Source organism: Streptomyces sp. NPDC026500 (assembly GCF_055567635.1).
This window is the reverse complement of record NZ_JBVHQB010000024.1, coordinates 71,176-97,498: the sequence shown is the minus strand read 5'-3', so window position 1 is coordinate 97,498 and position 26,323 is coordinate 71,176. Positions and strand designations below refer to the sequence as shown.

General features: G+C 68.9%; 21 protein-coding genes and 4 pseudogenes. 17 read left to right on the top strand and 8 right to left on the bottom strand.

Annotated elements, in window-relative coordinates:
• Positions 1 to 323: 323 nt before the first annotated feature.
• The 3 genes and pseudogenes from ACZ4N5_RS34160 to ACZ4N5_RS34150 all read left to right on the top strand — a co-directional run.
• Positions 324 to 805, top strand: a pseudogene (locus ACZ4N5_RS34160) (helix-turn-helix domain-containing protein); the annotation flags it as partial.
• Positions 806 to 1,557: 752 nt separating this feature from the next.
• Positions 1,558 to 2,259: an SCO2400 family protein gene (locus ACZ4N5_RS34155; RefSeq protein WP_467760904.1), complete on the top strand. Its 702-nt coding sequence runs from the start codon at positions 1,558 to 1,560 to the stop codon at positions 2,257 to 2,259.
• 29 nt (positions 2,260 to 2,288) lie between these two features.
• On the top strand, positions 2,289 to 2,528 hold the full coding sequence (locus ACZ4N5_RS34150; protein ID WP_467760948.1) for a hypothetical protein: 240 nt from the start codon (positions 2,289 to 2,291) through the stop codon (positions 2,526 to 2,528).
• Positions 2,529 to 2,696: 168 nt separating this feature from the next.
• Here the strand turns inward: ACZ4N5_RS34150 and ACZ4N5_RS34145 are convergent.
• Positions 2,697 to 2,914: pseudogene (locus tag ACZ4N5_RS34145) on the bottom strand (IS701 family transposase); the annotation flags it as partial.
• 201 nt (positions 2,915 to 3,115) lie between these two features.
• On the opposite strand from ACZ4N5_RS34145, the gene ACZ4N5_RS34140 reads away from it, so the two are divergent.
• Positions 3,116 to 4,228: a catalase family protein gene (locus tag ACZ4N5_RS34140; RefSeq protein ID WP_467760903.1), complete on the top strand. Its 1,113-nt coding sequence runs from the start codon at positions 3,116 to 3,118 to the stop codon at positions 4,226 to 4,228.
• Positions 4,229 to 4,743: 515 nt separating this feature from the next.
• Positions 4,744 to 5,025 (top strand): annotated as a pseudogene (locus ACZ4N5_RS34135) (SpoIIE family protein phosphatase); the annotation flags it as partial.
• Between the two features lie 12 nt (positions 5,026 to 5,037).
• On the opposite strand, the pseudogene ACZ4N5_RS34130 reads toward ACZ4N5_RS34135, so the two are convergent.
• Positions 5,038 to 5,417, bottom strand: a pseudogene (locus tag ACZ4N5_RS34130) (NAD-dependent epimerase); the annotation flags it as partial.
• 464 nt (positions 5,418 to 5,881) lie between these two features.
• Here ACZ4N5_RS34130 and ACZ4N5_RS34125 point away from each other — a divergent pair.
• The 5 genes from ACZ4N5_RS34125 (at position 5,882) to ACZ4N5_RS34105 (ending at position 10,968) form a co-directional block, all read left to right on the top strand.
• Positions 5,882 to 7,081: an acetyl-CoA C-acyltransferase gene (locus tag ACZ4N5_RS34125; protein ID WP_467760902.1), complete on the top strand. Its 1,200-nt coding sequence runs from the start codon at positions 5,882 to 5,884 to the stop codon at positions 7,079 to 7,081.
• Between the two features lie 118 nt (positions 7,082 to 7,199).
• Entirely contained in the window at positions 7,200 to 7,799 is a 600-nt protein-coding gene (locus ACZ4N5_RS34120; RefSeq protein ID WP_467760901.1) for an HAD family hydrolase, read from the top strand.
• Between the two features lie 191 nt (positions 7,800 to 7,990).
• Positions 7,991 to 8,683, top strand: coding sequence for a TetR/AcrR family transcriptional regulator (locus tag ACZ4N5_RS34115; protein WP_467760900.1), 693 nt, complete (start codon positions 7,991 to 7,993; stop codon positions 8,681 to 8,683).
• 232 nt (positions 8,684 to 8,915) lie between these two features.
• The gene (locus tag ACZ4N5_RS34110; protein ID WP_467760899.1) at positions 8,916 to 10,184 is read left to right on the top strand and encodes an acyl-CoA dehydrogenase family protein; all 1,269 of its coding nucleotides are present in this window, start codon (positions 8,916 to 8,918) and stop codon (positions 10,182 to 10,184) included.
• Between the two features lies 1 nt (position 10,185).
• A complete protein-coding gene (locus tag ACZ4N5_RS34105; RefSeq protein WP_467760898.1) occupies positions 10,186 to 10,968 on the top strand; it encodes an SDR family oxidoreductase in 783 nt (260 codons plus the stop codon).
• 279 nt (positions 10,969 to 11,247) lie between these two features.
• Here the strand turns inward: ACZ4N5_RS34105 and ACZ4N5_RS34100 are convergent, their stop codons facing one another.
• Positions 11,248 to 11,913 (bottom strand): TetR/AcrR family transcriptional regulator, encoded by a 666-nt coding sequence (locus ACZ4N5_RS34100; protein WP_467760897.1) that lies wholly within the window; start codon positions 11,911 to 11,913, stop codon positions 11,248 to 11,250.
• Positions 11,910 to 13,205: a PucR family transcriptional regulator gene (locus ACZ4N5_RS34095; protein WP_467760896.1), complete on the bottom strand. Its 1,296-nt coding sequence runs from the start codon at positions 13,203 to 13,205 to the stop codon at positions 11,910 to 11,912. The genes ACZ4N5_RS34100 and ACZ4N5_RS34095 overlap by 4 nt, the downstream gene beginning before the upstream one ends.
• 188 nt (positions 13,206 to 13,393) lie before the next feature.
• Between ACZ4N5_RS34095 and ACZ4N5_RS34090 the strand changes: the two genes are divergently transcribed.
• The 6 genes from ACZ4N5_RS34090 (at position 13,394) to ACZ4N5_RS34065 (ending at position 21,004) form a co-directional block, all read left to right on the top strand.
• Positions 13,394 to 14,152 (top strand): ABC transporter ATP-binding protein, encoded by a 759-nt coding sequence (locus ACZ4N5_RS34090; protein WP_467760895.1) that lies wholly within the window; start codon positions 13,394 to 13,396, stop codon positions 14,150 to 14,152.
• Entirely contained in the window at positions 14,149 to 14,952 is an 804-nt protein-coding gene (locus tag ACZ4N5_RS34085) for an ABC transporter ATP-binding protein (RefSeq protein WP_467760894.1), read from the top strand. Before ACZ4N5_RS34090 ends, ACZ4N5_RS34085 begins: the two co-directional genes overlap by 4 nt.
• Positions 14,949 to 15,839, top strand: a complete 891-nt coding sequence (locus ACZ4N5_RS34080) for a branched-chain amino acid ABC transporter permease (protein ID WP_356750111.1) — start codon at positions 14,949 to 14,951, stop codon at positions 15,837 to 15,839. Before ACZ4N5_RS34085 ends, ACZ4N5_RS34080 begins: the two co-directional genes overlap by 4 nt.
• Positions 15,836 to 16,984, top strand: a complete 1,149-nt coding sequence (locus ACZ4N5_RS34075) for a branched-chain amino acid ABC transporter permease (RefSeq protein ID WP_467760893.1) — start codon at positions 15,836 to 15,838, stop codon at positions 16,982 to 16,984. Before ACZ4N5_RS34080 ends, ACZ4N5_RS34075 begins: the two co-directional genes overlap by 4 nt.
• Positions 16,985 to 16,989: 5 nt before the next feature.
• Complete coding sequence (locus tag ACZ4N5_RS34070) at positions 16,990 to 18,267, top strand: ABC transporter substrate-binding protein (protein WP_467760892.1); 1,278 nt, start codon at positions 16,990 to 16,992, stop codon at positions 18,265 to 18,267.
• Positions 18,268 to 18,583: 316 nt separating this feature from the next.
• Complete coding sequence (locus ACZ4N5_RS34065) at positions 18,584 to 21,004, top strand: SpoIIE family protein phosphatase (protein WP_467760891.1); 2,421 nt, start codon at positions 18,584 to 18,586, stop codon at positions 21,002 to 21,004.
• Positions 21,005 to 21,143: 139 nt separating this feature from the next.
• Here ACZ4N5_RS34065 and ACZ4N5_RS34060 read toward each other — a convergent pair whose 3' ends face one another.
• On the bottom strand, positions 21,144 to 22,760 hold the full coding sequence (locus ACZ4N5_RS34060) for a sodium/solute symporter (protein WP_467760890.1): 1,617 nt from the start codon (positions 22,758 to 22,760) through the stop codon (positions 21,144 to 21,146).
• Entirely contained in the window at positions 22,757 to 23,254 is a 498-nt protein-coding gene (locus tag ACZ4N5_RS34055) for a DUF485 domain-containing protein (RefSeq protein ID WP_467760889.1), read from the bottom strand. Before ACZ4N5_RS34055 ends, ACZ4N5_RS34060 begins: the two co-directional genes overlap by 4 nt.
• Positions 23,255 to 23,514: 260 nt before the next feature.
• Here ACZ4N5_RS34055 and ACZ4N5_RS34050 point away from each other — a divergent pair, with 260 nt between their 5' ends.
• Positions 23,515 to 24,522, top strand: a complete 1,008-nt coding sequence (locus ACZ4N5_RS34050) for an NADP-dependent oxidoreductase (protein ID WP_467760888.1) — start codon at positions 23,515 to 23,517, stop codon at positions 24,520 to 24,522.
• 228 nt (positions 24,523 to 24,750) lie between these two features.
• Here the strand turns inward: ACZ4N5_RS34050 and ACZ4N5_RS34045 are convergent, their stop codons facing one another.
• Complete coding sequence (locus ACZ4N5_RS34045) at positions 24,751 to 25,593, bottom strand: hypothetical protein (protein ID WP_467760887.1); 843 nt, start codon at positions 25,591 to 25,593, stop codon at positions 24,751 to 24,753.
• An 86-nt stretch (positions 25,594 to 25,679) separates the two neighbouring features.
• Positions 25,680 to 26,081, bottom strand: coding sequence for a hypothetical protein (locus tag ACZ4N5_RS34040; RefSeq protein WP_467760886.1), 402 nt, complete (start codon positions 26,079 to 26,081; stop codon positions 25,680 to 25,682).
• Positions 26,082 to 26,323 lie beyond the last annotated feature (242 nt).

The window sequence follows — 26,323 nt, the reverse complement described above, 5'->3', positions numbered from 1 at the left end:
CGAAGGTGGTCGAAGCAAGTGCTGTCCGAGACGCGTAGCTCGGGGTGATTTGACGGTGCGGTACTGACTCCCGTACTGGTTTGGTGCTGACCAAAAGCCCATGTCATCACCCGTCTTCACCTGTCCCGTGCTGACTTGGTGATGACTACGCTCCGTTGAACTCGGGCATCTGGGGTTGCTCGGCTCAGAGTCGTTGCGTGCCAGGTGTTCTGTCTCGGGAGGTTGTGGACGGGTGAGCCAGGTCTCGGCTGAGGGATCTTGAACAGGTGAGGGCCTCCCGACTCGGTGTGGATTGCGACGTCTACACCAACAGAAAGGCCCGCGTGCCCCACCGCAATGCACCTCTGACCGAGACCGGCCGTCTGCGTCTGGCCCGCTGCGTGGTCGAGGACGGCCGGACCCTGTGCAGGGCCGCCGAACGCTTCCAGGTCTCGCCGACCAGGGCCCAGCGATGGGCGGACCGCTACCGCAAGCTCGGCGCGGCGGGCATGAGCGACCGCTCGTCCAGACCGCATCGCAGCCCGAGCCGGACCCCGACCCGCACCGAGCGGCGGATCATCAAGGTCCGTGTCCTGCGCCGCTGGGGACGGCCCGCATCGCCTACCTGCTGCGATTGAGCCCGTCCACCGTGCACCGGGTCCTGGCCCGCTACAAGCTGGCCCGTCTCACTCATGTCGACCGCGCCACCGGACGGGTGATCCGACGCTACGAACGGTCCGCGCCGGGCGAGTTGGTGCACGTGGACATCGAGAAGCTCGGCAACATCCCCGACGGCGGCGGCCACAAGGCCCTGGGCCGCCAGGCCAGCCGCGTCCCCAACCTCACAGGGCAATCAACCAGGGCGGCCGACGGCGGGGCGACCGAAGCCGAAGGAGCGCCTCTGGCCGGCCAAGCCGCTGGGGCGGGCGACGGCGGGGCTACAGGGCGGCGATGACGTCGGCAGAGGCCATCGGCAGCGAGAACATCGAGAAGTTGTAGGCGATGGCGTTGTCCTGCTCCTCCTACGAGGTGGCGGCGACGCAGTCGGTCAGAGTGATCACCCGGAAGCCGTGCTCGTAAATTCTGGTTGCCCTCCCGCGGTCTGGCAGGTCTCGACGGTGGGAGCAGACTCGGCGGCCGCCGAGACGACCGGCTGTGGTCGCAGTGCGGTTGCTGCTGCCCGTGGGACTCTCCTCAGCCTGACCACCTTGCCCCAGGACATCGCAGAAGCGAAGAAATTGCGCCCAGGGACTTCGAGCCGTGGGAAGTGAGCAGCACTCGGCCCGGATCGAGCCGCAACCGTTCGGCTCGTAGGCCGAGGCTGCCGCGCCGTCCCGGTCATCAACGTCCCTTCCAGCAGAGTTACATACCCCACTTTTCAGCCTGCGGGTGAGCACTCATTCGATGCGCCCCGTTGAACCCAGTAACCGGTGACCCACCTATAGACCGGTAAGTGAGGTTCGTACATGTCAAAGATCGGTCCGAAACAAACCAAGTGGCGTCTCCCCGCCGCTGACTGCTGCCCGGGTTGGGTGCACCTTTGCTCCCGTCAACTCAAGGATTGAGGACGGTCGCTTCATGGACTACTGCATCCCGTGCAGCCGCACGCTCAACGGCGCCGTTACCTGCCCGGAGTGTGGGGCATACGACCCCGGCATGGCACAGCCGAGCGATCGGAGAGGCGGTGCTCCGGCCGTCGAGGCCGCGATGCCGGAGGTCCGCTCGAGTCGGGGACCGAGCTACTCCGGGTCGCCCCTTCCCGGGTCACCGACTGCCTCGCAAGACCTGTCGGCTGACCGGTACGACCGTCCGGCGCGGCTGAAGAAGTATGCCGTCCGGTCTCTTGCCGCAGCCGCCTTCACCCTCCTCGGAGGCCTGGCCACCGCATCGGTGCTTCCCCAGCCGTCGGCCCCACGAGCAGCCTCGATCCCGGAACAGCCGTCCCCCGAAGAGCCCGGGGTCCGCGTTCCCGATTCACAGGCTTCACCGGAGCGTGTGACCACGCACCCGGCCCGAAAGGGCGTCCGGGACCGAAACGGTGACGGGATCCGGCGTCCTCTGCCAACGGCGACTCGCAGCACGTCACCGGTCTCTCGGCCTCCCGCCACCACCAGTGCGCCGCCACCAGTGAAGGCGAAGCCGACCCCTCGAGCCTCCAGCGGCCGTCGCCCCAGCTCGCCCTCGCAGACGGCAACCCCTTCCGCGAGGCCCTCCGCCAGTTCCTCCGCCAGTCCTTCCGTCAGTCCTTCCGGCAGCATCAGCGCCTCTTCTGCCAGTTAGTGGCTCACCGAGCAGCAAAGGGGAAGCCGGTGGCTGAAACACTGGCAGGGCTCCCCAGCACAGAAACCTCCACCTGGTCCGCGCACGGCATCCGCCTGATCGCAGCGGGCTCGCCAGCGCCAACAGAGGCCACAACCACGCACCCGTCTGCCGTCAACGACGTGCGCCACGTGGACCGTGGCCAGGAGTTCAACGGTGGCGATGGCGTCACCCTTACCGGCCCGGGCGTCGGCGACGAGGACGCGAACATCGGCAATTCTGAACGGTGATCGGTTGCCCCAGTGCGCCGTGAAGAGGTGGGTCTCGCGCTTCCAGTGGTCACGGGGTTGCGGCGGCCGCCCAGCGCGCGGCACCAGGTTGGCAGGGCGGCTTGGTGGCAGGGCTTGGTGGCAGGGCTTGGTGGCAGGTGGTGCAGACACCGGTCCAGCACCTCGGAACGTCCCGGAGGGTGTCGAGGACTTGGTAGAGGGTGAGACCGGTCCGGGTGCTTTTGGGGCGAGGCGCTGTTCGGTGAGGAAGACGTGGGCGGCGGTCACGAGGGTGACGTGGTGGTGCCGGCCGGCCAGGATCGGCTCGAAGTGGTCCGGGCCCAGGCCGTGTTGAGTTCGCGGTAGTCGTGCTCGATGCGCCGGCGGACCTTGGCTGGACAGACCAGGTAGTGACTGGACTGCTTGGGGGAGCCGTTCATTTCTGTCCGTCGTCCCTCTGAGCCGCATCCCACGCACTGGGCACCGACGAGTAGCCGGCACCGATGATTCGGTGCTGGGAACGTGCGATCGCCCACAGTTATGTTGTGCGCAATTAAATTGCGTACTAGCGTCTGTGCGCAGTACACACACGAGAGGGGAGCGGCACAATGAATCCTGTTCGCTACGAGGACTACCGGCCCATCGAACGCCCTTCCTACCAGGAGGAGATGGAAGCAGTCATCGCCCAGGTGGCGCGTCGTACTCGCGCCTCGGTCGAGCGCGAGAGCGTCGGCCGTGCTGTCCGCACGGCCCACGGCAAGACCTACGGCCTCCTCAAGGCCACGGTCACGGTTGGTGACAATCCTGGCTGCTACCGGCAGGGAATCTTCGCACGGCCGACCGCGTACGACGCCGTCGTCCGCTACTCGAACGGTTTGGGCCACGACCGCCCCGACCACCAGCTGGGCGCGGCTTGCGGAATGGGCATCAAGCTGTTCGGAGTTGCCGGCCCCTCGCTGCTGGACGACGAACGAGACAGCGGCACCTTCGACCTCAACCTGATCAACAACGATGTCTTCTTCGCGAACACGGCCTACGACTACATGGTGATCGAGGATTTGTTCGCCGAATTGCCCGAGGCCCTCGTGGACCCAGCCCGCCGCAAGACCTGGATGGCGGAGTTCCTGACCCGTAGGCTGACGCTCACCGATCCCGACAGCTGGCTGTGGGACGAACTGCTCGCCATGCTGTCGTTCACCGGTGTCCCGCGCAGGAACCTGCTGTCGTACAGCTACAACAGCATGGGCGCCTTCCGGTACGGCGAACACATCGCCAAGATCCGTACCGTGCCGACCGCCGCGTCCCTGGCCTCCATCACGCAGCAGATCGTGGACGTGCGCGCGGACAATGAGGCATTCCGCCGCACCCTGGTGGCCGAGGCCGCGGAGCGAGACCACTCCTTCGAGCTCCAGGTCCAGCTCAACACCGATCTGGCCCGTATGCAGGTGGACAACACGTCCGTCAAGTGGCCCGAGGACCTGTCCCCCTGGGTGACGGTCGCCCGGGTGGATCTCCCGCGCCAGGCTATCGGCGGGGACGACAACCTGGCGGCCGCCGACGCCACGTCGATCACGCCGTGGCGTTCACGCGAGGAGCACCGGCCCATCGGCGAGATTCAGCGGGTGCGGCAGGAGGTGTACCGGCGCTCGTCCATCGAACGGCACCGCATCAACGGGCAAGAACGGCGCGAACCGGCCGGCAGCGCTGAGCTGCTGGGCTGAGCTGCCTCGGTCGCGCCCGCCGTCGCGCAGGTCAAGTGGGCACGGCACCGCCGTCCACCGCCCGCTGGACACCCAGGGGCGCGGCAGCCAGGTGGTGGCTGGCGGATTGGATGGCCAACAGGTGTGTGGTGCCCCGGAGGCCGGCGGCGACTCCCGTGGCTCGGACCGGTTGAACCCGTGCACGAACCGCTCGTGCCCAGCATCCAGTTCACTCGCCCACAACCTGACGTCAGCAAGGTCCTCATCCATAACCATGCACGTCATCTGCAAGCACCTGCGACTTCAAGACCCTGGGCGTCGACTTCGCAAGGCCGCCTGTCTTTGACCGGATCGGGCCCGGCCAGTCGAGTCTGACCTAACTGGTACGGGACCGGGGGGCGCAGGCGGGTGCTGCGGTGCCCACCGCTGGGTCGCCTGCTGGGGTCGGCGCACGACGTGGCCCGCGAGGCGCGGATTCTGACCGCGCTGGAGGGCGCTGCCGTCTCAACCCCGTGGATGCTCGGGCCGACCGACGGTCTGTGGGCGAGCAGCTCGTCGGCGCCACCTGCCTGTACGCCGTGTACGACCCGGTCTCCCGGCGCCGGTCCGTGGCCCGCGTCGGCCACCCGCCGCCGGTGGTGACCGCTCCGGACCGCTTGCACAGTGGTACCGGTATGCACCCCCGACCCACTGCCCGCTCGGTCGGGATGCTCACGGCCGGGGCGTTCAGGTGGCGGCCGACGGTTTCGGCGATCATGCGGACCGTGACGCCCTCTTCCGACGCGGCGTGCGGTTGGGAGCCGACCGGGGCCCAATAACTGGTCGACCGCTCAGCTCGAATCCGTCCACCTCGGGACTGCGTCGGGGTGATCGGCGAGGTAGTCCTGCACGATCGAGAGGAAGCTCGGGGCGGGCTCCAGACCGAGGGCGGCGGCGCGTGCGTTGTTGAAGACCGCGGGTCACGAGGCCACGATGGCCTCGATGGCAGGATCGGGCGCAACGGTCACCAGGCGAGCGACGGCCTCGTCGGCCACCTGCTGCAGGGTAGCGAGCATCTCGGCGACCGAGACCGTGAGCGCGGGAAGGTGACGGGCAGCCGGCCTTCGAGCCGGCCCGGCCCGACGCCGCGCTCGGCCTCCGCGATGCGCAGGATTCCCCGGACCGTGCGTCGCGGCGAGGCGAGGGCCAGGTGCAGGTCGGGTCGTACCGGGCGGTCCACCGATCCACCGCGCCTCCCCAGTCATGGCCGACCAGGTCGAACGCCGCCCAGCCCAGTTCCTCGGTGATCGCGACCACATCGTCGACGAGAAGGCCGATGCGATAGTCCTCGGGTCGCTGGGGTCGGGCGCCGGGGGGAGTACCCATGCTGCTCGGGTGCCACCTCTTCATACCGACTGGTCGGTAACCTTCAGGTGGGTGGGGTGACTGTCAAGACCTGCCTGCTGTTGAACATGACGCCGAATTCAACTATAACAATCGGAAGGCCGACTCCCTGTCGCTGCTGCGGCCATGACTCACGTCAAAGGCCGCTCGAGGAGACGGTCAATGAGCCATCTCCGCACGACAGTTGGCGTTCGGCGCCCCCCGCCGGCAATCGAGCCCCGCTGGCGGCGCTCGAAATCCCGGCCCCGAAGCTCCCGGACGAACCGGACCAACAGGAAGCAGTGAGGCGACATGAGGGAAGCAGTCATCGTTTCGACGGCACGGACGCCGATCGGAAAGGCTTACCGCGGCGCGTTCAACGACACCCAGGCGCAGGAGCTTGCCGCTCATGCCCTTTCGCACGCGGTGCAACGGGCCGGGCTCGAGGGAGGTGAGGTCGAGGATGTGATCTTCGGCTGCGCCGTGCAGCAGGGGGCCTCTGGTTTCAATGTCGCCCGTCAGGCTGCTCTCCGTGCCGGACTTCCGGACGTCGTGTCGGGGATGACGATCGACCGGCAGTGTTCGTCGGGGCTGATGGCCGTGGCGACGGCCGCCAAGCAGATTGTCACGGACGGCATGCAGGTCGCTGTCGGCGGCGGTGTCGAGTCGATCTCCCTGGTGCAGAACGACCACATGAACACCCACCGCATGACGGATCCCTGGCTGGTCGAGCACAAGCCGAGCATCTACATGCCGATGTTGCAGACGGCGGAGATCGTCGCCGAACGCTACGGCGTGAGCCGGGAACGTCAGGACGAGTTCGCGCTGGTGTCACAGCAGCGCACCGCGGCGGCGCAGGAGGCCGGCCGGTTCGACCGGGAGATCGTCGCGCTCACCAGCACCAAGAAGGTTCTCGACAAGCAGTCCGGGGAGGTGCGGGACGAGGAGTTCACCCTGGCCCGGGACGAGGGCAACCGCGCGTCGACGACACTCGAAGGCCTGGCCGGGTTGGCCCCGGTGCTGCCCGACGGTCGGGTGAGCGCGCGTTCCAGCGTGACGGCGGGCAACTCCTCGCAGTTGTCGGACGGGGCTTCGGCGTCGGTGCTGATGGAGTCGAGGGAGGCCGAACGCCGCGGACTGGAACCGCTCGGTGTCTACCGGGGTATGACCGTTGCCGGATGCGGGCCGGACGAGATGGGCATCGGCCCGGTGTTCGCCATTCCGAAACTGCTGAAGCAGCACAACCTCACCATCGACGACATCGGTCTGTGGGAACTCAACGAGGCGTTCGCCTCCCAGGCGTTGTACTGCCGGGACGAACTGCACATCGATCCGGAGCGGTTCAACGTCGATGGCGGCGCCATCTCGATCGGTCATCCGTACGGAATGACCGGTGCCCGGCTGGTGGGGCATGCCCTCGTGGAGGGGAAGCGCCGGGGTGTTCGGTATGTGGTCATCTCGATGTGTGTCGGCGGCGGAATGGGTGCAGCCGGACTGTTCGAGGTCGTCTGAGGTGCCCATCCCTGCTGGAGAACGTGGCCGCCGCCGCAATGCGCGGCAGCAGGCCGACCGTGAGAGAGACGTGGTTACCGTGTCGAAGTCGGCGGCAAGACCCCGAACCGCGGTCCTGGTGGACTTCGGAGGGGTCATCACCTCCAGTGTGCTGCAGGCTTTCACCGACTTCGGCGCCTCGCTGGGCGGCGACCCGCGCCTGCCGCTCGACCTCCTCGGCCGGGACCAGCGATCACGCACCCTCCTGGCCGATCACGAGTGCGGCCGTATCGACGCAGGGGGCTTCGAGCGGGGATTCGCCGAACGCCTCCGCGTCCACGGCGCAGACGTACCGGCCGAGGGACTCACGGCCCGGATGCAGGCGGGCATGTCGATCGACCAGGACATGCTCGCGCTGCTCGGTGATCTTCGAGCCGTCGGCTGTCCCGTTGCGCTCGTGTCCAATTCGTTCGGTACCGGAACCTACGACGGTGTCGACCTCTCCGCCGTTGCCGATGCGGTCGTGATCTCCGCGGAGGTCGGGATCCGCAAGCCCTCCCGGCGGATCTACGCGATCGCATGTGAACGCCTGGGCATCGACCCCGAAGAGGCAGTCATGGTCGACGATCTGCAGCAGAACCTCGACGGAGCGGCACGGATCGGAATCGGGGGTGTACTGCACACCAGTGCCGCCGACACTCGCCGCCAACTCGCCGAACGCTTCGGGATCACCGCCTGATCGCTGATTCGGCGAGGGTGAGACCCGCACGGCCACCTGCTCGCGTCCTCGGCAGGGCGCCGCCCATGATCAGCGATTTCGATCCTGTGCGCCGCCATGGGCCGTCACTGTCGACACCATTGCGCTGCGCGGCGCCAGGGATCAGTCCCACGTTTGTGACTATGGCGTCGGATTCAAGTACCGTTTCCGGAATGGACACCACTGCGCCCGAGGAGATCGACGGCGAGTACGCACCTCCCGTGGCACCCCTCTCGAACCTTCGCGAGCCGCCTACGACGAAGCGCGGAGCGCGGACACGGGCCGCATTGGTGAAGGCCGCGCGTAAGGTGTTCGAACGGGACGGCTACCTCGACACTCGCCTGACCGACATCACCAAAGAAGCTCAATGTGCGGCGGGATCCTTTTACACCTACTTCGCCAACAAGGAGGAGGTGCTCGCCGCCGTCCTCCTGGAGGCGCAGGAGGACATGATGCACCCCGGCATGGGCCGGGTGCAGGGTACCGACGATCCCTATGCGGTACTCGAGGCGAGCAACCGCGCGTATCTCGAGGCATACAAGCGGAATGCGAAGCTGATGGCCCTTCTTGAGCAGGTCGCACAAGTGGAGCCGGAGTTCCGCGAGTTCCGGAGCCGGCGCGCTGACGCGTTCATCCGCCGCAACGCCCGCGGCATCGCCGACCTGCAGGCGCGGGATGTCGCGGACCGTGGGGTCGATCCGATGATGGCCTCCCGTGCCCTGTCGGGCATGGTCAGCGTCTTGGCCTACAACGCCTTCGTGGTCGGCGAACGGCAAGAAGGGGGTGCACCGGTGGACTTCGAGGAGCTCGTGTCCACAGTCACCCGTCTCTGGGCGAACGCCCTGCGGTTCCCCGGCCACCGCTGACCCCGGCAGCCTGGACGGCCTGGCCCACAGCACCCGGTACTGCCGGGTGCTTCTCATTTCTCGGCTCCCTTTGTCGTCCCCTCCGCGGGAGGAGGGCGGTCTTCTTCGCGCGTCGCCGTGAGCCACGCTGTTGAACTTGACGCCAGATTCAATTATAAAGTTCGACAAGAGCATGGTCACGCCGGCTCTCGGCCGTGCCCCGGCTTCGCACGCCAACCCGTCAGGAGCTCAGATGTCCCTGTTCGAGATACGGGATCGCGCCAAGAAATACCAGGCGGATCTGCTCGAGTTCATGGATGCACACGTCTACCCCGCTGAAGCGGTGTACCACGTGCAGATGCGCGCGTCGGGTGACCCGCACTTCCAGCCGCCGATCATCGAGGAACTCAAGGCGGAGGCGCGAAGGCGCGGACTCTGGAACCTGTTTCACCCGCACCCGGAGTGGGGCCCCGGGCTGACGAACCTCGAGTACGCGCCGCTGGCGGAGATCATGGGGCGCAGTCACATCGCCCCCGAAGCGTGCAACTGCAACGCTCCCGACACCGGGAACATGGAGGTGCTCACGCTGTTCGGCAGCGACGAGCACAAGGAGAAGTATCTCAAGCCCCTGCTCGACGGCACTATGGCCTCGGCCTTCGCGATGACCGAGCCGCGTGTCGCCAGCTCCGACGCCACCAACATCGAGTTGCGGATGGAGCGCGACGGCGACGAGTACGTGCTCAACGGCCGTAAGTGGTTCGCCTCCAATGCCCTGCACCGCAACTGCAAGGTGCTCATCGTCATGGGGAAGACGGACCCCGGCGCTGCTCCGCACAGGCAGCAGTCGATGATGGTCGTCCCCATCGACGCCCCCGGGATCACGGTGATGCGCGGCCTGCCGGTGTTCGGCTACCAGGACCGTGAGGGGCACGCCGAAATCGACTTCGCCGACGTACGGGTGCCGGCCCAGGACCTCCTCAAGGGCGAGGGCGAGGGTTTCGCGATCAGCCAGGCCCGGCTCGGGCCCGGTCGTATCCACCACTGCATGCGGGCCATCGGCGCGGCCGAGCGGGCGCTGGAGCTGATGTGCCGGCGCGCGCAGTCACGGGTGACATTCGGTAGTCCGGTCGCCGAACGGTCCAACATCCAGGACTGGATCGCGGAAGCGCGCATCGACATCGAGATGATCCGGCTGCTCACGCTCAAGGCCGCGTATCTGATGGACACGGTCGGGAACAAGGAAGCGCGCACCGAGATCGCGGCCATCAAGGTGGCCGCCCCGAACATCGCTTTGAAGATCATCGACCGCGCGATCCAGGTGCATGGAGCAGCCGGAGTGACCGAGGACTTCCCGTTGGCGATGATGTACGCGCAGCTGCGGACACTGCGGCTGGCGGACGGTCCCGACGAGGTCCACAAGCGGGCCATCGCCAGGCAGGAACTGCGGCGGTACCGCGACGGGGCCACCACGGCGGCGAGCGGCACGGACATCCCCGGCGGCCACAAGGCAGGGGTGATCTGAAATGGCTGGGCTGGACCTCAGCGGTCGCACCGCCGTCGTCACAGGCGCCTCCCGCGGTATCGGGTTGGCGATCGCCCAGGCCATCGCCGCCGCCGGCGGAAACGTCGTCCTCACCTCCCGGTCCCAGGAGGCGGCGGACGCCGCCGCGGCCCAGGTCGGGGGCACGGCGATCGGCGTCGGTGTGCACGCGGTCGACGAAGTAGCGGCCCGGCACTGTGTCGATCTGACGCTCGAGCGCTTCGGAAGCCTCGACATCCTCGTCAACAACGCGGGGACCAACCCGGCCTTCGGACCCGTCATCGACCAGGACCACGTCCGGTTCGCCAAGACCTTCGACGTGAACGTGTGGGCTCCTGTCCTGTGGACGGGGCTGGCCGTGCGGGCCTGGATGGGCGAGCACGGCGGCGCCGTCGTCAACACCGCCTCGGTCGGCGGCATGACCCTCGAGGCGAACATCGGGTTGTACAACGCGTCGAAGGCCGCACTGATCCACCTCACGAAGCAACTGGCCCTGGAACTCTCGCCCAAGGTTCGCGTCAACGCGGTGGCGCCGGGTGTGGTGCGCACGAAGCTGGCCGAGGCTCTGTGGAAGGACCATGAGCAGGCACTGTCCGCCGCGACGGCACTCGGGCGCATAGGGGAGCCGGCCGACATCGCCTCGGCGGTCGCCTTTCTCGTCTCGGACGCCGCGAGTTGGATCACCGGCGAGACGATGGTGATCGACGGCGGCCAACTCCTTGGTGACGCGCTCCCGTTCAGGCAGGGAGCCGACACCGGTGTCTAGGACCTGGCCGGCCGATCACGCCGCGGACGCAGCGCTGGACAGGCGCCGTCCCTTCCCGGCAACTTGATCGGCCGGACAGGTCCTGGCCCGGACCGCGTCGCGATCGACGCCGAGGCCTACACCCGCGTGGCCGCTGTTGCCCCGAGGCAGCTCCGTGAGGAGGTCATCTGCGTGGAGGCGGCGGGCGAGGTCGATGGTGGCGCTCGGCGTGGGGTGCCCGGGGGTGAGTCGTCGTCGGGCCGGGGCCGGTCCTGTCGCCCCAGCCCGGTGCCGGGCGTTTCAGCCGGGCGGCGCCGAGAGATGGATCAGGATGCCGCACACCTCGTCCACGATCTCGCGGGCTTCCGTTTCGTCCCCGCAGTCACCCAGCTCGCGCGCCGTTCCTCCGATGACGGTGGTCAGCACGCTCACCCTGACCCGGCCGGCGCGTCGCCGCTCGTCGATCTCCAGGAGCCGGGCGTTGCGCCGTACCCATGCGCGGTCCCACTGTCGGCGCAGCGCGTCGAAGCCCGCGGGGCCGTCGTCCTCCACGAGGAGTCTGCCGAGCCTCCGGTTGTCCCAGGCACCCTCCAGGTAGGCCCTGGCTCCCGCCATGAAGAGGGCGGCGGGGTCCTCCACACCGCGGTTGCGCTCGGCGGTCAGTGTGGCCGCGGTTCGACGCTCCTGCTCCTCCCGGAACTCCTCCCACAGGGCGAGATACAGCCCTCGCTTTCCGCCGTAGTGCTGAAAGAGGCTTCCCACCGGGATGCCGCAGCGCGCCGCGATCTCGGTGAGACCGGCGTCGGTGTAACCGCGCTCGGCGAACACCTCCAGCGCGGCGTCGAGCAGCGTGCGCCGGAGGCTTCCGTCCTGCCCGGCGTATTCCTCGGGCTGACCCATGTCCCCCTGCCTGCCCGGCAGCTGACGTGCCGCTTCGGTCCCGTCGGACTCCACCATGCCGCTCATTCGCCTTCCCCGCCTTCCTCGGCCCCGTCGCGGATGGCGAGGGCGACCAGTAGTTCCAGGAGGTCGGCGATCCGGCGCGGATTGCGGCCGGTGCGTTCCTCGATCCGGCGCAACCGGTAGTGCGCCGTGTTGTGGTGCACCCGCAAGCGCTCGGCGGCCAGCCGCAGGTTGAGGTCCGCCTCCGCGAAGGTCCGTATGGTGGCGGCCAGCGTGTCGCCGCGTCTGCGGTCCTCCTCCAGCATCGACCGCACCCGGGGATCGACCAGCTGGCGCGCGAGGTCGTCGGCGCGCAGCGCCAGGTAGTCGAACGGGGACAGCCGTGGCAGTGCTGCCACCCCGCCCCCGCTCGGCACCAGGTCGAGGGCGGCCCGCGCCTCCTGGTAGGCACGGGGCAGTTCACCTGCGCCCTGGGCGACCGTACTGATCCCCATGGAGAGCATGGTTCCGGCCCCCGCGAGCCGCCGCTGCACGGTCTCGAAGTGGGCGCATATGTCCTCTGCGGCCATGCCGGCCCGGACCACGGGCACGGCCACCACCTCGCCGTGGCGCACGACGACCAGCGTTCTGCCGGCCCAGGGCCCGGCGACGCTGATCGACGCGCTGGCGGCATACCCGTTCTCGGCCGAGGTCGGGTCGCCGGTGCGGGTGTCGCCGACGCACACCGCCACGACCGCCATCATCGGTGAGCGCGGTCCGACGCCGTACGCCTGAGCCGCGGCCATCAGCGGACCACGCGTCGGTGCAACCCCGGCCAGGAGCTGGTCCAGGAGATCGCGGCGCTCCCGGTCCGCGTCCGCCACCACGTGCTGCTGGTACTCGACGTAAGCCTGCGCGGCATGGGTGCTGGCGTAGTCGACGTACCGCATCAGCGGGGTGACGAGGGACAGCGCGGCCTGCTGGGCCTCGGCGGACGTGCCCGCGCAGTCCAGCAGCGCGTCCCACAGCACCTGCCGGCCGACCCGGAAGGCACTGATCCAGTCCTCCAGGGCGAACCCGGCACGTGCTCGGCGCATCGCTGCCGCGCGGCTGAAGACCAGGTCCTCGGGGGCCATGTCGCGATCGCCGGCCAGCGCCGCGAGCTGCATCCGGTAGTGCTCGAGCACCTGGTCCCGCACGTCGCCGAAGAACCGTTCGTCCTGCAGTGCGTACGACGGGATCTCCGTGCGCATCACCTCGACGGCGGTCTCCGCCACCTCCTCGACCCGGTCGTGGACGGCGTGCAGGATCCGCCGCCGCTCCCGGCGGAGCGGTTCGGAGAGTCGGGGATTGCCCAGTGCGGGACCGCGCGGCATGGGGCCGATCGTCGCTGCCCTCCTCGTGCTTCGTCAACAGGTTCCACATGAGACATCTCCCGGCACCTGTGCGCGGCGCACAGTTCGGCCACCGAGAAGTTGGGTGCTCACACCCAATGTGCGCCCGCGACGCCCCCACCTACTGTGACGCTCGCCCACCCCCCAGCACGTCGGAAAGGGCGTCACTCATGCTCGCGGTCGAAGACATCACCGTGCGCTTCGGCGGGATCACGGCATTGGACGGTGTCGCTTTCACCGTCGAGCCGGGCACCGCCGTAGGGCTCATCGGGCCGAACGGAGCCGGCAAGACCACCTTGTTCAACTGCCTCACCAGGCGCTGTGCTCCCGACGGGGGAGAGGTGCGGTTCGAGGACGAGGACCTGCTCGCCCTCCCCCCGCACGCAGTGGCCGGGCGCGGCATCGCCCGCACCTTCCAGAACCTGGGCCTGTTCCCGCAGCTCACGGTCCAGGAGAACGTCATGGTCGGCGCCCACAGCCGGGGGCGCACCGGACACCTCGCCGCGGCGCTCCGGCTGCCTCGCGTCCGGCGGGAGGAGAGGGCACTACGTGACCAGGCGGACGACTTGCTACGGCGGCTCGGGCTGGCGGACGTCGCCGACCATCCCGCCTCCGGACTGCCGTTCGGCACGCTCAAACGCGTCGAACTCGCCCGGGCGCTCGCGGTCCGGCCCCGGCTGCTGTTGCTCGACGAACCCGTCAACGGGCTCAGCCACGGCGAGGTGGACCAATTCGCGGATCTGGTCCGCTCGGTGCGGCAGGAGTTCGACCTCACGCTCGTTGTGGTCGAACACCACATGGCCTTCGTGATGGGCCTGTGCGACAAGGTGATCTGCCTCGACTTCGGCCGCAAGATCGCCGAGGGCACGCCGGAGGAGATCCAGCGCGACCCGGCGGTCGTCGAGGCGTACCTGGGGGTGGCCGCGTGAGCGAGCCCACCACCGGCAGCACCGAGGCCGCGGCCGGTGCGGAGCGGGACTTCCTGAAGGTCTCCGACCTGCACGCCGGATACGGCCAGGCCCGCGTGCTGCAGGGCCTCGACTTCTCCGTCGCCCGCGGTGAGGTGTGCGCGATCCTCGGACCCAACGGCGCGGGCAAGACCACGACGCTGCGGGCGCTGTGCGGCATGGTCCGCGGCCGCGGCTCGGTCACCCTGAACGGCACGGAACTGCTGGGCCGCTCGCCCGAGCAGGCCGCCAGGCTCGGCGTGGCGCATGTGCCCGAGGGCCGGGGCACCTTCAACGACCTGACCGTCGAGGAGAACCTGCGCATCGGCGCCCACCTGCGCACCGGCCCGCGGCGGGGCCGCGCCGAGCGTGCGGCCGTGGTGGCCGACCTGGAACGGATCTACGAGTACTTCCCCAAGCTGCGTCAGCGGTCGCGGCAGGCTGCCGGCAGCCTCAGCGGCGGCGAGCAGCAGATGCTCGCCGTCGGCAGGGCGCTGATGCTGCGGCCCTCGCTGCTGCTCCTGGACGAGCCGTCCCTGGGGCTCGCGCCGCTGGTCACCCGCGAGCTGTTCGAGATCGTCCGTGCCGTCAACGAGGAGGAACGCACCACCGTGGTCGTCGTCGAGCAGAACGCCCAGCTCGCGCTGGATATCGCGCACTGGGCCCACGTACTGGAGGCCGGCCGACTGGTGCTGTCCGGACCGGCCGCACAGATTCGCGAGGACGGGCAGGTCGCCGAGGTGTACCTCGGGGTCTCCGTCCTCTCCCGGAAGGCCGGGTGAGCGCCGTGACCGATCTGCTCCAGCAAGTGGTGGAAGGACTGGGCTCCGGCGCCGTGTACGCCAGCCTGGCGCTGGCCCTGGTACTGATCCACCGGTTCACGGGGATCGTCAACTTCGCGCAGGGCGAGCTGGCCATGCTCTCGACGTACGTCGCCTGGCAGCTGGTGGCGTCCGGGATGCCGTACTGGCTGGCACTGCCGGCGACCCTCGCGGTGTCCTTCGCCGGCGGCATGCTGCTCGAGCGGATCGTCATCCGCCCCGTACAGGGCGCGCCCGAGCTGACGGTGGTCATCGTCACGGTCGGCCTGTTCATCTTCGTCAACGCGCTGGCCGGCCTGATCTGGTCGTTCACCGTGAAGGACTTCCCGCAGCCCTTCCCCGACGGCGGACTCGACCTGTCCGGTGTGCGTATGGACTGGTCGACGCTCGGGATCATCGGTGTGGTGGCCGTCGTGATGGGCCTGCTGTACCTGCTGTTCCAGCACACCTCCATCGGCCTGGTGATGCGGGCGGTCGCCTGCAATCCGGCCTCCGCCCGGCTGTCGGGCATCCGGGTGGGTTGGGTGCTGATGCTCGGCTGGGGCCTGGCCGCGACGGTCGGCGCGGTGTCGGGCGTGCTCGTCGCCCCGGTGCTGTTCCTGGAGCCCAACATGATGGGCGGGGTGCTGATCTACGCGTTCGCCGCGGCCACCCTCGGAGGCTTCGACAGCCCGGTCGGCGCGGTCGTCGGCGGCCTGTTCGTGGGTGTCGCCGAGACCCTGACCGGGGCGTACGTGGACGTGATCGGCGCCGATCTGAAGGTGGGCGTCCCCTTGGTGATCATTCTGGCGGTGCTGCTGGTGCGGCCACAGGGCCTCTTCGGGCGGGCGGCGGTGGAGCGCGCATGAGCACCATCACAGCGTCACTCGGCACCGACCGGGTCCGGTGGCTGCGGCCCACGCTCACCGTCCTCGTCGCGGCGGCGGTCGCAGTCGGCGCACCGTTCTACTTCGCCCCCTTCCAGGTCTTCCAGCTGACCATGGTGCTCGTGTACGCCGTGGCGCTGTCCGGCCTGAACCTGCTGGTCGGTTTCGGCGGGCAGATCTCGCTCGGGCACGGCGCGTTCTTCGCGGCGGGCGCCTACACGGCGGCGGTCATGCTCGACCGGTACGACACCGGCCACCTGGCGACGCTGCCGGCCGCGGCCGCCGGATGCTTCCTGCTGGGCCTCGGGTTCGGCGTGCCCGCGCTGCGACTGCGCGGGCTGTACCTGGCCCTGGTCACCCTCTCGTTCGCGGTGTTTCTGCCGCCCCTGCTCAAGCGGCTCGAACCGGTGACGGGCGGCTCCATGGGGCTGACCGTGAACAAGCTGCAGCCGCCGGCGTGGAGCGGGCTGGCCGAGGACCAGTGGATGTACTTCGTCGTCCTAGCCGTCACCGCGGTGGCCCTGCTGCTCGCCCGCAACCTGCTGCGGTCCCGGGTCGGCCGGGCACTGCTGGCCGTGCGGGACAACGAGAGCGCCGCCGAGGTCATGGGCGTGCGGCTGTCGCTGCACAAGACCCTCGCCTTCGCGTGGAGCGCGATGTTCGCGGGTGTCGCCGGGTGTCTGTACACCTGGGTGATCGGCTTCGTCTCGCCCGACTCCTTCGGCTTCGTTCTGTCCATCACACTGCTGGCCGGCCTGGTGGTCGGGGGTCTCGGCTCGCTGTACGGACCCCTGTTGGGGGCGGCGTTCGTGATGTACGTGCCGAGCGTGTCCCAGGACGTCAGCGAGGCGGCGCCGGGAGTCGTGTTCGGACTGCTCATCATCACGGTGATGTTCGTGGCCCCGACGGGACTGGCCGGTCTGCCGACCCGTGTCCTGGGCGCAGTCGCCCGTCGCCCGCCGCGCACCCCCGCCGCCCTCGACCGGACGCCAGAGGCCGAATCCGCGCCCGATGCGGAGCCGGAGTCCCCGGCCCCGTCCGGACCCTCCGAGACCCACACTCCTGCGGACCCCGCAGTTGTCGACGCCGAACCCGTGGGCGCACCGCCCCGCACGGAAAAGGAATGAACCACATGCGCAAGACGACCGCTCTGCGGGCGGCCGCGGCCGCGACCGCCGCCCTGCTCACCGCTACCGCCTGCAGCAGCCAGCGAGGTCAGGACGCCCAGGACACCACCGCCGGTGGCGCGTGCAAGGGCCAGCAGACCACCGGCATCACCGACAAGACCATCAAGCTGGGTGGGATCTACCCGCTGTCGGGACCTGCCTCCGCGTACGGCACGATCAGCAAGGGCGTGGCCGCCTACTTCAGTCACGTCAACGACAAGGGCGGCATAGACGGCCGCAAGGTCGAGTTCGTCGTCCGCGACGACGGCTACCAGCCTCCCAAGGCGGTCGAGGAGGCCCGCAGACTCGTCGAGCAGGAAAAGGTCTTCGCGGTGTTCCAGACCCTGGGCACCCCGTCCACGGCAGCCGTCTGGGACTACCTCAACAAGCAGAAGGTGCCGCAGCCCTTCGTCGCCACGGGTGCCTCCGCCTGGGGCACGGGCGACCAGCACCCGTGGACCATCGGCTGGCAGCCCAACTACGTGGCTGAGGCACGCGTGTACGCCAAGTACCTCAAGGACGCGAGGCCCAAGGCCAAGGTCGCGGTCCTCTACCAGAACGACGACTTCGGCAAGGACCTGCTCGGCGGGTTCAAGAAGGCCGTCGCCGGCAGCGGTGTCAAGGTGGTCGCCGAGGAGAGCTACGAGGTCACCGACCCCTCCGTGTCGGCACAGATGGCGAGCCTCGCACGCTCCAAGTCGGACGTGCTGCTGGATGTCACCACCCCCAAGTTCGGCAGCCAGGCCCTCGCCGCCGACGCCAAGAACACCAAGTGGAACCCGCTGCACATCGTGAACAACGTGGCCTCGTCCGCCGCCGTGCTCAAGCCGGTCGGGTTCAAGAACGTCCAAGGTGTGGTCTCGGCCACCTACTTCAAGGACCCCGCCGACCCGCAATGGGCCGCCGACCCGGAGATGAAGGCGTACAAGGACGCGCTGCACAAGTACGCACCCGACGCCGACCCGGCCAACCAGTTCAACGCCTACGGCTGGGCCGTCGCCTCCAGCCTGCACCAGGCCCTGGACGCGATGAAGTGCCCGACCAGGGAAGGACTGCGGGACGCGGTGCACAGCCTGAAGGACGTGAAGGTGGGCATGCTGCTGCCCGGGGTCACCATGTCCACCGGCCACGGTGACGCCTTCCCGCTGGAGACGATGCAGCTGATGCGGTTCAAGGGCGAGCGGTGGCACCTGTTCGGCGAGCCGGTCGACACCCGCAAGGAGTTCGGCCCGACGGCGAAGTGAGCGAGCGGGGGCGGTCCGCGTCGATGCCCCGACGCCTGGGGACCGCCCTCGCCCCGTCACCCGGAGCCGGAGCCGTGCGTGCCTGCGATCCGACGTCCGCCAGGCACGGCGGCGCCGGACCCGGCCGCCGGCTGTGGCGGAGGTAGTCGCTGTCCGGCGGACGCGAGGAGCCACACCAGGCGCGGTGCCGCAGGCCGCCGACAGCGGACCGACGGGCCTGCCGTGATCCCGCGCGCCGGCCGCGGCTGCGCGCGCGGCCCCACGGGGTTCACTAGGCTTAGGTGTGTCTGCGGGTCAGCCGGCGGTGGAGATGCGGATGACAGAGCTCAGCGCAAGCCACGACGATCCGTTTGCCCCGCGCCTCGCCGCCCTGTCGGTGCTCGACGACCGGGGTGCCGTGGTGGGATGGAGCCGGCGGGCCGAAGAGCTGCTCGGCCATCCGGGCGCAGCCGTGACCGGTCGTCAGGCCTTCGAGGTCCTCGTCGATCCGCGCGATCTGCCGGCCGTCAGGGAGGCCGCCGCGAGTTGCCGGAGAACCGGCGGCTGGTTCGGGGTGCTCAAGGTGCGGCACCGCGACGGACGGTTTGTGGAAATGGGGCTCAGGGCCCAGGCGTTCTCCCGCGCCGACCGGGTCCGGGAGTGGCTTGTCGCCGGGGCACCCGCGGCCGACGTCCTGGACTGGCAAAGGGACCGCGCGATTCTCGACGGGTTGTACCGCCAGTGTCCGATCGGCCTGGTCGTCCACGGTCCCGACCTGAAAGTTCTCCGGGTCAACCGGGCCGTCGAGCGCTTCTCCGGCGTCCCGGCAGCAGATTTTCGAGGTCTGCCGACCGGCTACATGCTCCTTCCCGACGACGCGCGCAAGGCCGTGGACCGTGTGCGTCAGGTGATGGAGACCGGCAGACCGCTGATCTACTCCGAGCAGTTCGCCCGCCTCGAATCGGATCCGGCACGAGAGCGGGTCGCTTTGGTCTCGGCCTTCCGGATGGAAGATCGCTCCGGCCGCGTCCTGGGCGTGGCCGAGATGATCGAGGACATCACCGAGCGCCATCGGGCCCAGCGTCGGCTCGCGCTCCTCGACCAGGCCGGCAGCCGTATCGGAACCACCCTCGACGTGGCGGAGACCGCCCGGGAACTCGCCGAGGTGATGGTGCCGCACCTCGCCGACCACGCGTCGGTGGACCTGCTCGAGTCGGTCACATGCGGTGAGGAACCGGCTCGGGCACTGGCGGGACCCGTGGTTCGAGTGGGGGTCTGCGGCATCGGAACCCAGCAATCCGGCCCGCCCCACGGCCAGGGCTTGCCGGTGGAGTTCGCACCCGACACCCCGCAGTCGAGATGCCTGGCCGAGGGGCGGCCCGTCCTGGAACCGGTTCTGTCGTCCGACTCCGTCTCGACCGAAAGCCGCCAGGACGCCCAGGCCCCGGACCCGGGCGCCCACTCGCTGATCGTGGTACCTCTCGCCGCACGTGGCCTGGTGCTGGGTGTGCTGACCCTGTGGCGGTCGAGCCGCCCCGATCCCTTCGAGGCGGACGACCTCACCCTCGCCCAGGAACTCGGCTCGCGCGCCGCCGTCGCCATCGACAACGCCCGGCGCTTCACCCAGCAGCAACAGACCGCCCTCACCCTGCAGAGCAGCCTTCTGCCCCGGACGGTCCCGGACCAGTCGGCCGTCGAGGTGGCCCTGCGGTACCTGCCGGCCAGCGCGGCCCCGGGCCTGGGCGGCGACTGGTTCGACGTCATTCCGCTGTCCGGGGCTCGGGTCGCGCTCGTCGTCGGCGACGTGGTGGGACGCGGCATCCACGCCGCTGCCACGATGGGCCGGCTGCGCACCGCCGTACACACGCTCGCCAGCCTCGACCTGGAACCGGACGAGGTTCTTTCGCGCCTGGACGACCTGGTCACCTTGCTGGCGGCCGAACAGGAAGCGTTCGGCGAACGGCCCGTGGGCGAGCAGGTCGTCGGCGCCACCTGCCTGTACGCCGTGTACGACCCTGTCTCCCGGCGGTGCTCCGTGGCCCGCGCGCGCCACCCGCCTCCGGTGGTGACCGGTCCGGATGGACACGTGGAGCTGCTCGATCTGCCCGCAGGCCCACCTCTCGGCCTGGGAGGCCTGCCGTTCGAGGCCCGGGAGATCGATCTGGCCGCGGGAAGTCTGCTGTGCCTGTACACCAACGGAATCATCGGCGAACGCAACATCGACGCGGACATCGGCCTGAGCAAGCTGTGCGCAGCGCTCACCCGCCCTGCGGACGAGCTGGAACGGACATGCCAGGCCGTGGTCGACTCGCTCGTGCCCGCACACCCCAGCGACGACATCGTGTTGCTGATCGCTCGCACCCGCATGCTGCCACCGGAGGATGTCGCCTCCTGGCAGCTGACGCTGGAGCCTGCCGGCGCCGCCCGGGCCCGGGCGTTGACCTCGGCCAAGCTGACCGAATGGGGCCTGGAGCACTTGGCGTTCAGCACCGAGTTGATCGCCAGCGAACTGGTCACCAACGCCTACCGGTACGCCAGTGGTCCTGCGACCCTGCGGCTGATCCGTGAACGGTTCCTGGTGTGCGAGGTCAGCGACACCAGCCACACCGCACCACACCTGCGCCGCGCCCGTACCACCGACGAGGGCGGGCGCGGCCTGTTCCTGGTGGCCCAGATGGCCGAACGCTGGGGTACTCGCTACACCCGCGAAGGCAAAACGGTGTGGACCGAGCAACCACTGGCCGGCACGCTCCCCTGACCGTCCCAGGCCATTGCTGTCGACTGACACATCGGCGCGCGTGGAGGCCTACGGCTGGCATGGGGCTCCGTGCAGGGCCCCGGGTGGACCGCGGTGGCGACAGCGAGGCCGCCTGCTCGGTCCGCCCCCGCCACGTCGGTCATTCGGCTGCGGCGAGCAGACGTTCCTCGCTCTCCTCGTACAGCAGCCGGCTCTCCCGGCTGTCAGCGGCGCGGCGCCGGTGGTCCAGACGGCTGCCCAGCCAGCCCGCCAGGTAACCGAACGGGATGGAGACCAGTCCCGTCGACTGCATGGGGAACCAATGGAAGTCGGCGGTCGGGAAGACGGCCGACGGCGTGCCCGAGACGGCCTTGGAGAAGACCATCAGCACCAGCGCGCAGGCCGTGCCGCCATAGAGGGTGGCGAGCAGGCCGGTGCGCGTGAATCCTCTCCAGAACAGGGAGTAGGTCAGCGCGGGAGCCACCGCGGAGGCCCCGATGCAGACGGCCAGAGTGGTCAGCACGCCGACGTCCCAGTTCTGGACCAGGGTGGCGAGCCCGATGGCCACGGTTCCCACGGCCACGCTCGTCCACGCCGCCACCGTCATCTCCGTACGCGGCTCCGCCTGTCCCCGCCGCGCCGCATGGGAGAACAGGTCGTGGGCGAGCGACGAGGCCGCGGCCAGGGTCATCCCCGCGACCGAGGACAGCAGGGTGATGAACACCATTCCCGCCACGGCCGAGTAGAGAATCGTCGCACCCGCGGAGGCGGGAGCCCCGCCGAGCACCTGCGACAGCATGAGCACCGACGTCCTGCCGTGCGGGTCGGCCGCAATGATGGACCGCGATCCCACCAGGGCTGCCGCGCCCGTACCCAAGATGATCACGAGCAGGCAGAAGGTGGTGACCGTGCCGACGGCCCACGACATGGAGCGACGCACGGCCGGCACGTCCTGCGCGGAGAACAGACGCATGGTGATGTGGGGCAGGCAGGCCACGCCGAGGACCACGGTGATCTGGAGACCGACGAAGTCCAGCCGGTCGCCGGCCGAGGTGCCCAGCTGAAGGCCCTGTCGAAGGAAGGCTGGACCCGTGCCGCTGCCGTGCTGGGCGGCCCTGAGCAGGTCTCCGGGGTTCCAGCCGAAGCGGTTCAGGACCAGGGCGGCGACGACGAGGCTGGTGCCGAGCAGGATGACGATCTTGATCATCTGAAGGAGCGCGGTTCCCCGCATTCCGCCGAGCGCCGCGTAAATGATCATCAGGCTTCCGACGATGACGATGCACGCCGTCCTGGCGCCCGCCCCGTGCGGGATGTTCAGGATGAAGGTGAGCAGCGACCCGGCCCCGGAGAGCTGGACAACCAGAAAGGGCAGGGTCGCCGAAAGCGTCACGACGCAGGAAGCGATGCGCACGGCCCGCCCGGGCATGGTGCGGGCCAGGACGTCGCCCATGGTGAACCTGCCGGCGTTGCGCAGAGGTTCGGCCAGCAGGAACATCAGCAGCACCAGAGACAAGGCGGTGCTGACCGTGAGGACATAGCCGTCGTATCCGGCGAGCGCGATGATGCCGCTGGTACTCAGCACCGTGGCCGCGGAGATGTAGTCGCCCGCGATGGCCAGGCCGTTCTTGAACGGGGTGAGCGAAAGGTAGCCGGTGTAGAAGTTCGTCAGGTCGTCGCGGTCAGGTCCCGTCATCACGCACATCAGCAGCGTGACGGTGACCAGGGCGGTGAAGAGGACGAGGACGGTGGCCTGCGACCCGGAGTCGAAGTCCGTCATCTCGCCACCCCCGCGGGCCGGTCGGCCGCCCGCTCCCTGACGACGCGGGCCAACGGGTCCACCGAGCGTTGTGCGCTGCGCTCGTACGAGAAGACCGCCGCGAAGGTGACGACGAGCTGAAGGATCCCCAGGGCTATTCCCAGACTCAGCTCTCCGGTGATCCTGGCCCCCATCAGCTCCGGTGCGTAGCAGGACAGCAGCACGTACACCACGAAGGAGCCGAGTGCTGTGATCGAGGAGACCCGGCGGAGCACGCGGTAGGCCGAGCGAAGGGCTGCCAGATCGGCGCTGTGCCGATGCGTCTCGTGCGCGTACGGTTCCTGCCGGGCGGCTTGCCCGTACCAGTCGTACGGGGCGTCGTCGTATCCGGACGGGGCGGGCTCCTGCCCCGGATCCCGCCCGTACGACTCGTACCGAGGGGCACGGCCGTACGGCTCGGTCCGCGGCTGCGGCCATTCCTGCTGCGGGTACCGCTGGTCATGGGGATATGTCATCGCGTGGCCTTCCGGCTCGGCTCGGTTCCGTGGAGGGCTGGGGGGAGGCGTGGCGGCGCACGATACCGACTGGTTGGTATGCCGAACAGTCTGCGGGGCGTCACGTTTTGGGCTCGACGTGACATCCGGCTGGCGCTGTCGGTCGACGGCCCGCGAACCGTAGGTGCCCGCCGGGTGGGGCGGCTTGTGGCGCATGTCACGGCCAACGGCGTACCTACTGGTCGGTATGGTCAAGGGGAGCCGCAACGACAGGAGGCGCGATGTCCGCGACCAACCGCCAGATCCGTCTGTCAGCCCGCCCTGTGGGCGAGGTGCAACCCGATGACTGGGAGCACTGTGCAGGGCCCGTCGAGGAACCGGGCCCGGGCCGGTTCGCGGGTCGCACACGCGTCATCTCCCTGGACCCGGCGATGCGGGGCTGGCTGGACGACCGTCCGTCCTACCTGCCGCCGGTGGGCATCGGTGAGGTGATGCGCGCCGGATCGGTCATCGAGGTCACCGCCTCCAACCACCCCGACTTCCAGCCGGGTGATCACGCGGTCGGAATGTTCGGCGTCCAGGAGTACGTGGTCTCCGACGGCAAGGGCGCCCTGAAGATCGACACCACCCTCGCCCCGCCCTCGACGTATCTGGGCGCACTGGGTATGCCCGGTATGACCGCCTACTTCGGCCTGCTGGACGTCGGGGCGTTGAAGGACGGCGAGACCGTCGTGGTGTCGGGGGCGGCCGGCGCGGTCGGTACCATCGCGGGTCAGATCGCGAAGGCCAAGGGCTGCCGGGTGGTGGGCATCGCCGGTGGGCCGGAGAAGTGCGCCGTGCTCACCGACGAACTGGGATTCGACGCGGCGATCGACTACCGCGCCGACGACGTCAGGAAGGCGCTGCGCCGGCACGCCCCCGATGGCATCGACGTCTACTTCGACAACGTGGGCGGCGACATCCTCGACGCTGCCCTGACCCGGCTGGCGATGCACGCGCGCGTCGTGGTCTGCGGTGCGATCAGCCAGTACAACAACGCCACCCCGGTCAAGGGCCCCTCGAACTACCTGACACTGCTGGTGCGCCGCGCCCGGATGGAGGGATTCGTCGTCTTCGACTATGCCAAGCGCTATCCGCAGGCCGCGCAGGACATCTCCGCCTGGATCGCCGACGGCCGCATCAAGGTCAAGGAACACGTCGTGAGAGGGAGTGTGGACGACTTCCCCGAGACGCTGCAGATGCTCTTCCGTGGCGAGAACGTCGGCAAGCTCGTCCTGGAGCTGGCATGACGGCCGCCGGGAGCGGGGCCGCGCTTTAAGGGCCTCGTGGATCTCAAGCTGGCTCGAAGGGGGCTGCGGCGCTCACCAGATGGCCGGGATGGGCGACCGGCTGAGCCAGATTCAGCCACGAGAGCCCACCAGAACCAGGACAGGTCACAGGTACAGGTCGAGGTTGAGGGACGGGCGCCGTCCGCCCCTCGGGCCGTGCCGCCGGCGGCTCCCCCCAGCGCGCCGCCTTCAACCGTTCCGGTTCAGGTACTGGAGGAATATGGACACATATCTCCGATCGGCGGCTTGCGAGCAGGGAAATGTTGCCACGGCGGCATCGAGTTCCGAGTGATGGAACTTCCGCCACGTAGGATTCTGAGCGGCCAGCGCTGCCAATCGGTCCTGGGGCAGCACTTGGTCCCCACTCTGAATGTCGGCCATCACGGACGTGTATTCCTTGCGCAGGTCCGTGATGAGCCCGAGACGGGATTGCGCCGGATGGCCGGCCGCCGCCGCACAGGATCTCCACGTCTCAAGTGCCGATCGGTAACGTCTGTCGTGTTGCACCTCACCGTCCACCCGAGCCCACTCGGAGTTCGCCTTCGGGATTCCATATTCCTTTTCGGTCGTACGCTGTGAGCTGTCGACGCATCCGGGAAGGGTCGCATCGTAAGCCTTGAGGGAAGCAGCGGAAAGGGTCTTCTGGTAGTTCTTGGCTGCCGTGGCCTCAGGGGCGAAGTGGGGAAACACCGATATTCCGAACCCGTGCTTGCGCGCGTAGTCGAGGCTCGAAAAGTCTGATGCGTCCTCGACATCGACCACGCTGTGCGCGTCCTTGGGCAGGTACTGGAAGCCGTGCGACTTCATGCATGTGGATGTCAGGGCCTCCGTGCGAGAGGCAACGTCAAGGTCGAATTTCTCCGACTCCGACTGGCCGGAAACACCAGCCAGGATCAGCACGAAACGGCGGGTATTGGCCGTCGCCCGGGCCGTCCGGCCGTCGTCCGACGGGGTATACGCGAACCCCGCCGCGACCATCGCGGCGATGATCACGGCCAGCGCGACCGCAAGGGTCTTGTGTCTGCCCAGCATCGTCCGGGCCTCCTCCTTCGACTGGTGTGCCCTGGTGCGCTCCGAACGGGGCGCACCAGGGCTCCTGTTGCCGGCTCAGGCTCCTGTCACCAGTTGCTCAGGTCGACGCCCACCTGGTCGAAACCCTGGTTGTAGGTGCCGTTGTTGGTGCAGTCGTAGTGCGAGGAGTTCGTTCCGTTGCGCGCGACGATCGAGGACTCGTACCAGTTTGCTCCGCCGTTGCCCCGGAGGCAGTGGGCCATGTCCTTGCCGCCGTCCTGCCCGGATACCCAGACGAGCGACTGCTGATAGCGCTGGTAGCGGCTGTCCCAATTGTTCGCGACGAACTGGTAGTTGCCGGTCCTGCCGAAGTCGTTGTACGAACCGACCGCCGTGACGTTGCTGGTCTTTACTTGCGTCTGCGCCTCAGCGGTTCCCGTGGTGAGGCCGATCGTGGCGCAGCAAACTGCGATTGTCAGTGCGCCGAAGGTCTTCCAGTTGCGAGGCATGGTTGACGAGTGCTCCTTCTGTCGTTTTGCCGATCGGAAGTGGTGCGGCGGTGCGAATGGAGCCGTGCCGTGATGCGCGTGGACTGTGCGGCGGTGCGTGTGCGGCCGCGGCGGAGTTCGCCGGACGGGCCCCCTGCGACGAGCTTCAGGGGGCAACCGGTGCCCCATGAATCGGGGAGATGGCTTCTGCTCCCGGGATACCGGCCCGGACGCTGCCGAGGTACCGGGCGAAAGCACCCTCC